General features: G+C 52.4%; 8 protein-coding genes. 1 reads left to right on the top strand and 7 read right to left on the bottom strand.

Annotation, left to right across the window (positions count from 1 at the left end; all coding sequences use genetic code 11):
- Positions 1-16: 16 nt before the first annotated feature.
- Genes QF669_08610 through alaS form a run of 6 tightly spaced genes read right to left on the bottom strand, consistent with a single transcriptional unit; the run spans position 17 to position 6292 of the window.
- On the bottom strand, positions 17-439 hold the full coding sequence (locus QF669_08610; protein ID MDP6457489.1) for a DUF5683 domain-containing protein: 423 nt from the start codon (positions 437-439) through the stop codon (positions 17-19).
- Entirely contained in the window at positions 436-1344 is a 909-nt protein-coding gene (locus QF669_08615; GenBank protein ID MDP6457490.1) for a diacylglycerol kinase family lipid kinase, read from the bottom strand. The genes QF669_08610 and QF669_08615 overlap by 4 nt, the downstream gene beginning before the upstream one ends.
- A gap of 1 nt (position 1345) precedes the next feature.
- Positions 1346-1729 (bottom strand): RidA family protein, encoded by a 384-nt coding sequence (locus QF669_08620; protein ID MDP6457491.1) that lies wholly within the window; start codon positions 1727-1729, stop codon positions 1346-1348.
- A 60-nt stretch (positions 1730-1789) separates the two neighbouring features.
- A complete protein-coding gene (locus QF669_08625) occupies positions 1790-2251 on the bottom strand; it encodes a DNA-binding protein (protein ID MDP6457492.1) in 462 nt (153 codons plus the stop codon).
- The gene (gcvPB, locus tag QF669_08630) at positions 2248-3696 is read right to left on the bottom strand and encodes an aminomethyl-transferring glycine dehydrogenase subunit GcvPB (protein MDP6457493.1); all 1449 of its coding nucleotides are present in this window, start codon (positions 3694-3696) and stop codon (positions 2248-2250) included. The genes QF669_08625 and gcvPB overlap by 4 nt, the downstream gene beginning before the upstream one ends.
- A complete protein-coding gene (alaS, locus tag QF669_08635; GenBank protein MDP6457494.1) occupies positions 3689-6292 on the bottom strand; it encodes an alanine--tRNA ligase in 2604 nt (867 codons plus the stop codon). Before alaS ends, gcvPB begins: the two co-directional genes overlap by 8 nt.
- Positions 6293-6640: 348 nt before the next feature.
- On the opposite strand from alaS, the gene cdd reads away from it, so the two are divergent.
- Entirely contained in the window at positions 6641-7645 is a 1005-nt protein-coding gene (cdd, locus tag QF669_08640) for a cytidine deaminase (protein ID MDP6457495.1), read from the top strand.
- A gap of 175 nt (positions 7646-7820) precedes the next feature.
- Here the strand turns inward: cdd and QF669_08645 are convergent.
- Positions 7821-8031, bottom strand: a 211-nt coding sequence (locus tag QF669_08645; GenBank protein ID MDP6457496.1) for an SDR family NAD(P)-dependent oxidoreductase, incomplete at its 5' end; no start/stop codon positions are given.

Here is an 8031-nt window from a genome sequence, read left to right on the forward strand (position 1 = left end):
TTCGCGTTTAGCCATATTAGTTTCCTTCAGTTTGCTCTTCTATTTCTTTTTCATCATCAAGTCCCTCAAACTCCACCGGATTCCACGATGACAAGTGACTGTCAACGAGCGCATCCAGTAGACCGTAAATATAGATGAAGCCGATCCACCATGCATACTTGTTTCTCAGCTGGCGATAACGATATTTCGGAAGCTCATACTTCCCCTCTTCCCAGTCGTGATAGTAAGACCGGTTCAGGATGAATTGAGACACTACATAGACCTCAGCACCAAAGATGATCGCTGCCTTAAGATATTTACCATTGTAGATCTGCCCGCCGCCGGGTAGAGTGGAATAGAGAATTGCTTTCCGAGGGGATTTTGCCACATCAAGACTGTCGGCAGGTTCAGACCCAGCGATTACAAGGGGAATTAGAATAATGCAGTAGATTCGTCTCACGCAACGCCTGCTCCCTGACTTTGAGCTGCCCAGTTCCCTACCACAGACAGCCCTTCGGGAATCATTTCTATCTCGATTTCTGTTATCTCCCTCTCGGGTATCTCGCCGTCGATATGAATCGGCAGCGGAACTTCGCTGGAAATTTTTACTTTCCGCGAGGTGCGCAGTGATACCTCATCAAGATCATCTATTCTACCGTTAAACAATTTGGTAAAATTAGCCACCACCTTCATGGAAGAGATATCGCTGATTTGGCAGACGTGAAAAGTGCTGTCGTCAATGACAGCATCGGGTGTAAGCTGCAGCCCGCCGCCCACCGACCACCCGTTACCCACCGATATGAGGTAGGTCGGTTCTTCAATCTTTTGATCGTCCAGTTCGATAGTCATGGGGATGGAATCGTAGTGCCGCAGCGTCTTGAACACGGCATAGACGTAAACCGCCGTCCCTTTGAGCTTCTGTATCTTCTTGCTCTCGTTACCGGCATAAGCGTCAAAACCGACTCCAACCACATTGGCAAAATACTTGTCGCCGTTGAACACGCCCAGATCGATCTTCTTCGGCTGGCCTGTCAGGAGATTCTCAACAGCGTCGTCAAATTTCAGCGGCATGCGACAGCTCCTGGCAAAATCGTTGCCGGTTCCGAGCGGTATCATCCCCAGCGCCGTGTCCGATCCCACGATCCCGTTGACCACTTCATTCATGGTTCCATCACCGCCGAAAGCTACCACAACATCATAGTCTTCCCGTTTCTCGCGGGTGATTTCCGTAGCGTGTTCTGGCGCTTCAGTATGACAGATCTCATAATCAACGCCACGCTCCATAAGAACAGGCTCGAGCCTGTCCATCAGTTTCAGCGCCCGGCCGCGGCCGCCGAGGGGATTTAAAACAAAAAGATAACGCATATTACTCCCGTGTTGCGATGCATTCAATTTCTACGTCTGTCCCCAGCGGGAGGGCGCTCACTTCCACAGCCGAACGCGCCGGGGGATCTTTACTAAAGACTTCGCTGAACGCTTCATTCAGTTCTGTGAAACGGGACATATCCGTCAGAAAGACGGTCAGTTTCACTGCGCTATCGAGTGAACTTCCAGCACTGCTGAGAACTCCGTTCAGATTCTTCAGAACCTGATGTACTCTCTCCTTGAATTCGCCTTCTATAATCTTACCTGTGGCCGGATCGAGCGGAATCTGCCCCGCCGTGAAAATCAGATCATCGGTGGCTACGCCCTGACTGTAAGTCCCTACGGCTTTGGGTGCTGATTCTGTTCTGATGATAGATCTGCTCATATTCGCTTCCTTAGTGTAAGGTGTTTGACGATGGAGATGACTTCCGTAATCATGGGACCGTTAGTCAGGATAGACAAGGCGTTCCCCGGCCAGCTTACAGTTTTCGAGATCCATAAGGAAAAGCCCCGTTACATCGTCGTGTTTACGCTGAATCTCGTGAGAAAATGGATAAATGACAAATTCTCCCGCTCCGGAAACAGTGGCTTCAAAGAGATGGCCGCCGTAGACCTTGAAATCCCTATCGCTGAGTGTGATATGGGTGTGAACAAACTTCTCCCCATCCTTGACTGCGATATTGCCGACGCATGAGATCAGTTCATATCTATCGGAGAATTCTTGAGTGAGGAATTCTTTCCTATCGAGATCATAGTAGGCAAGCGTCACATCGGTAAGAGCACCGATCCCCGTGACGTCACCGGAGACAATATTGAGTTCCCGGGCTACAGCCGTCAGCGATTCCATCATTCTGTCGTTGCGCTCAAGGGAGACAATGATGCGCGATGTCTCGTCCACAAATTTCATTCACTTCTCCACCTCAGATCCGGTTTACGGTTGGCAGCGGCCTCGTCCAGTCTTCTGACAGGCGTACTGTAGGGCGAATTGATAACGAGATCGGGATCACTCTTCGATTCACGATCGATCTGCAACAGAGCTTCGGCGAAGCGGTCTAGACTCTCTTTCGTCTCTGATTCAGTAGGTTCAATCATCATCGCCTCCGGTACGCTGATGGGGAAATAGACCGTAGGTGCATGAAACCCGAAATCGAGCAGACGCTTGCTGATATCGAGTGCTCTCACACCTCTCTCCTTCTGCCGGGTAGCGCTGGCTACAAATTCGTGCATGCAGTGCTGCGACTGATAAAGATCGTACGCCGCTTCAATCTTCTTCTTGAGATAGTTGGCATTCAGGATTGCCTGTCGTGATAGAACAGGGAGCCCCTCTTTCCCCAGCATGGAAATGTAGGTATAGGCGCGGACGAGGATGCCGAAGTTGCCGTAGAAGGCGTGAACACGGCCGATAGAATTTGGTACGTCGTAGTCCCACCCGTAACCGCTGTCATTTTTCTGCACAAGAGGGACAGGGAGAAACTGTTCCAGTCTTTCCACCACGCCGATGGGGCCGGCCCCGGGTCCGCCGCCGCCGTGGGGTGTGGAGAAGGTTTTGTGAAGGTTGATATGAACGATGTCGAATCCCATTTCTGCCGACCGCACGATGCCCAGCAAGGCATTCAGGTTGGCACCGTCCATGTAGATGAGCCCGTCCACGCTGTGAATCAGAGTGCTGATCTCCTGTATGTCACTCTCGAAAAGCCCTACCGTGTTAGGCTGGGTCAGCATCATGCCCGCTACTTCGTCAGATAGTTTGGCTTTCAAGTCATCGAGATCGATGCGTCCCTCAGCATTTGACTTAATCTGAACGACATCATATCCCGCCATGGCGACGCTGGCCGGGTTCGTACCGTGGGCGGTGTCCGGAATCAAAATTGTCTTTTTCGAATTTCCCTTTAGGGAATGATACTTGTGCATGATGAGTACGCCCACCAGTTCACCCTGGGAGCCGGCGGCAGGCTGAAGTGTAAAACGGCTCATCCCAGTGACAGCCTTAAGCTGTTCTTCCAGTCCCCACATGAGCGCCAATGCGCCCTGAACTGTCTCTTCTCGCTGCAACGGATGGGTGTGCTGGAATCCCGCCAGTTGAGCCATGGCGTCGTTCACCTTGGGATTGTACTTCATGGTGCACGAACCGAGTGGATAGACGTCCTTATCTACATGATGGTTCTTCGCCGAGAGATTGGTGTAGTGGCGCACAACATCAGGTTCTGTCACTTCAGGGAGTTTTGCTTCTGACTGCCTGAGAACGGTCTCGCCGAAGATATCGCGTGGCGAGACCCACGGTACGTCACATTCGGGGAGGGAACAGCCTATCTTGCCGCTGCGACTCTTGTGGAAGATGAGGTGATCAGCCATCCAGCTCCCTCAACAGCTGAACGAAAGTCGATTCAGCCTTCTTGAGAACGGCACTCATTTTCTTACTGTCTTTGCCTCCCGCCGTAGCAAGATGGGGTTTACCCCCACCGCCGCCGCCGAGCTTCGCCCCTATCTCCTTTACGAGATTGTTCGCCTTAAGGCCTTTCTTTACCAGATCTTGTGTCACGACGCAGACGACAGTCGGCTTCTTTTCGATGACCGCTCCCAGGATGCCAATACCGCTCCCCAAGAGCTGAATCACCGTATCACCAATCGATTTCAGATGGTCCAGATCAGCCGCCTCTACTTTTGAGCTGACCACGCGATAATCACCCACGGTGCAGCCACCCTGTACCACCTTCTTCAGTTCGGAACCGCTGTCCGAAGAGCGTCGTTTCTTGAGATCCTTCTCCAGCTGTTTGCGCTGTTCCACGAGGACAGCCACCCGCTCCGCCACCTCATCAAGACCACAGTTAAGCAGTTCCCTCACGTGGGTCAGCGAATCGAATCCCTTGCCTACATACTCCACTGCTGCGGGACCGGTCACCGCCACCATGCGCCGCACACCGGCCGCCAGGGAAGACTCCTCGGTAATCTTAAAAAAGCCGATATCGCCGGTTCTCTCCACGTGAGTGCCGCCGCACAATTCCTTGGAAAAATCGCCGATAGAGACAACTCTCACCTCATCGCCGTACTTCTCCTCAAAAATGGCAGTGGCGCCTTCCTTGCGCGCAGAATCATAATCCTTGACACTAATGTCGAGTGCCGTATTCCTGATGATCTCCTCGTTCACGATCTGTTCGATCCGGCGGAGTTCATCGGCGGAAATCCTCTGGTAGTGAGTCAAATCGAAACGCAGGTAGTCCGGCGCCACCAGTGATCCCGCCTGGTGGACATGATCGCCGAGTACCATCTTAAGCGCTCTGTGCATAAGATGCGTAGCCGTGTGGTTCTTGCGGATATTCTGGCGCCGTACGCTATCCACATCGGCTGTCACCTTCTCGGACGTGATTTCCTTGCCGTCCACAAATTCTCCCACGTGGATATGACTGGTACCGTCCTTGACAGTCTCGGTCACCCGGATCTTGAAACTTTTGCCTGAAATAAAACCTGTGTCGGCTATCTGCCCACCCTGCTCGGCATAAAACGGCGTTCTGTCCAGAACCAGCAGGACGCTGCCGCCAGACTGCTGATAGCGCCGGATCACCGATTCAGACGTGAGGTCAAGGTCACTATAACCGAGGAACTGTGAGTCGGCGCCCTTCGTCAGGTATGTCCACTCTTCGTCTGAACTATCGAGCTTGAACTTTGCCAGGGATCGCGCACGCTCACGCTGTCCCTCCATTGCCTGCTCAAACCCTTCGAAGTCCACTGTGAGGCCGCGCTCTTTCGCCATCTGATCCGTGAGATCAACGGGAAAACCGTAAGTGTCGTACAGCCGGAAAGCCGCCACACCCGGTACGACCTTTTCGGACAGGTCAGCCACAATCTTCTCGAACTGCTCGATACCTCGATCCAGAGTCTCGTTGAAATGAACCTCCTCCGCTTCGATAACCTTTTCTACGTGGGACTGTTTCTCGAGCACTTCGGGATAGACGTCACCCATCTGCTCCACCACCGTCGCGACAAGCTGATGCAGGAACGGTTCGTGCTTGCCAAGAGTGTGACCGAACCGGGCCGCCCGGCGCAGAATACGCCTCGCCACGTAGCCGCGTCCTTCGTTAGACGGCAGGACACCGTCGGCAATGGAAAAGGTGAGCATGCGGATATGATCGGCAATGGCGCGGTGTGCAACCAGGTTAGCACTGTATTTCTTACGCAGGATCTTCTCCTGCCGGCGGATGAGGGGCTGAAAGAGATCGGTATCGTAGCTGCTGGTCTTGTCTTGAAGAACAGCAACGATGCGTTCCAATCCCGCACCCGTGTCCACATGCTTCTTGGGCAGGTCGTCCAGCGATCCATCAGCATTGCGGTTGTTCTGAATGAAGACGAGATTCCACAACTCCCAGTACTGATCAGAAGCGTTGACGCCTGCCGGACTCTGCTTTGAGGGATCGTCGCCGACATAGTAGTGAATCTCCGAACACGGTCCGCACGGCCCAGTCTCCCCCATCTCCCAGAAGTTGTCTTTCTTACCGAAGCGGAGAACACGATCGGCACCGATATCGGTCACCTTCTTCCACAACTCATCAGCTTCATCGTCATCCTTGTAGACGGTCGCCCACAGGCGGTTCTTATCGAGCCCCCAAACCTCGGTGAACAGCTCCCATGCGTAGAGGATAGCCCCTTCCTTGTAATAGTCGCCGAAAGACCAGTTACCGAGCATTTCAAAAAAGGTGTGATGAAATGTGTCGTGTCCCACCTCTTCCAGATCGTTGTGCTTGCCGCTGACGCGAATGCACTTCTGTGAGTTTACGATGCGATCGTGCTTCGCCTTCTCCTTCTCAAGAAAGATATTCTTGAACTGGTTCATACCGGCGTTGGTGAACAGGAGTGTCGGATCGTCCTGAGGCACGAGTGACGCACTGCGGACGAAGGCGTGATCTTTCTCCCTAAAGAAATCGATAAACTGCTGGCGGACTGTTTCAGCTTTCATGGTTGTCTGAATGCGGCGTCAAAAGATATTTAATTTACAGCGGCATGACGAGGAGAAAAACGATGAAGATTGATAGCCATTCAGACCCTCAATCCAGTTTCTGAGCTTGGTCTAGCTAAACTGGTTTGAGGATACTCTGAAGCCGTTACTAATCTTCGCCATCCGGCGGATTGGTGACGGCCTGACAGCCCTCTGGGAGAAGGCTGGCCCCCCGTAGGTCAGGGCAGGCATGAGTGGCTTCGCGGGAATATCGGTCACTCCAGAATTTCTATTATTCTAAGAAAAACTGTAGCTAATTTGGCATCAGCAAATCAGGATCACACTCCAGTTCACACTAAGGAATCAGACATGAAAAAACTCTATATGTTCAGACTGTTGTTGCTGGCTGGTATGATTACCTGCTCCGCTGCTTCCCCGCCAGCCAACTTCCGTACTCAGTCGATTAACCAAGAATCGTTTGAAAAAGTCATCAGTGGTCTCCCGGTAACAGTCAGGGAAAGACTGCGCGAATTGATGACATCCGACACCTTCTGTGGTGTGATACCCGCCGAAGATGCGCTCTACATTGCCCGCGAACTGGAGGTGACTGTCCATCAGGTAATGGATGTCCTGCGGCCTCTTGCGAGGTTATACGCCAGGCCACCCATCTCCAACTACAGGGTCGGTGCCGTCAGTCGCGGATTGAGCGGAAATCTATACTTCGGCGCTAATGTTGAATTCGTCGGTGAAGCGTTAAGCTTCACCGTTCACGCAGAGCAAGCGGCGACCATCAATGCATGGGTACACGGTGAAACAGAACTTGAAGCCATTGATGTTGGCGGCGCCCCGTGTGGCTACTGTCTGCAGTTCCTTAATGAGCTGGCGTCAGCTCCTACATTGCGGATTATGGATCCCCCGGGGCCGGCTGTAGGATTGAGCGATCTATTGCCTGTGGCGTTTGGACCGCGAAATCTTGGTATCGAGGGAGGACTGATGACAGCAGATAACCATAAGCTGGTGCTGAAAGAAAAATCTCAGGATAAGGTCGTCCTGGCGGCATTAAGAGCGGCGAACATGAGTTATGCCCCGTACTCCAAAGGTTACGCCGGCGCGGCCCTTTCCACCAAAAACGGAAGAATATACATCGGACCGTACGCCGAAAACGCCGCGTTCAATCCGAGTATGTCACCCATGGAAGCGGCTATCGCTCATCTCAATCTTTGTGCGGAATCCTTCTCCGATATCCGCAAGGCGGTGCTGGTTGAACTGACGTCCTCAATCAGCAGCCAGGCAGATGCGTCGCGAAGTGTGTTGAGTGCCGTTGCGCCGGAGGTGGAGCTGACTGTTATTTATGCCCGTAGTGCGGGAGACTGATTGGATGGGTTTGCAGGAGATAGTCTTGCTCAGCAGCGTCTGTTGCTAATTGATTATTACTTTCTTGTAACGTAACTTGATTATATATGGATATGCGCTGGTCTGTATATCTACAGGATCAAGGCGGACAGTTATTCTAAGACAATGAAGATGGTTCTACTGAAGTAGCAGTTAACTAGAAATCTCCCCCTACTTGCCGAAGGTCGATCTCTTCAATCACTGACCGTCCTTCCTGAACAATAGCCGCCCAGACGGCCTCTACCACATTATCCACCGTCACCATCTGGTCTCTTGGGAAGTCGAAGTCAAACTTGTCCCACCAGGAGGAGTCTACCGCACCGGGAAAAACTGAGGTGACCTTGACATTGGACTTCCTCAGTTCAATC

The sequence above is a fragment of the Candidatus Neomarinimicrobiota bacterium genome (assembly GCA_030743815.1).
GTDB lineage: Bacteria > Fidelibacterota > Marinisomatia > Marinisomatales > S15-B10 > UBA2146.

Coding starts and splice junctions, on each gene's coding strand:
- cdd (MDP6457495.1), top strand. CDS start 6,641: ATGAAAAAACTCTATATGTTCAGACTGTTGTTGCTGGCTGGTATGATT.
- QF669_08620 (MDP6457491.1), bottom strand. CDS start 1,729: ATGAGCAGATCTATCATCAGAACAGAATCAGCACCCAAAGCCGTAGGG.
- alaS (MDP6457494.1), bottom strand. CDS start 6,292: ATGAAAGCTGAAACAGTCCGCCAGCAGTTTATCGATTTCTTTAGGGAG.
- gcvPB (MDP6457493.1), bottom strand. CDS start 3,696: ATGGCTGATCACCTCATCTTCCACAAGAGTCGCAGCGGCAAGATAGGC.
- QF669_08615 (MDP6457490.1), bottom strand. CDS start 1,344: ATGCGTTATCTTTTTGTTTTAAATCCCCTCGGCGGCCGCGGCCGGGCG.
- QF669_08625 (MDP6457492.1), bottom strand. CDS start 2,251: ATGAAATTTGTGGACGAGACATCGCGCATCATTGTCTCCCTTGAGCGC.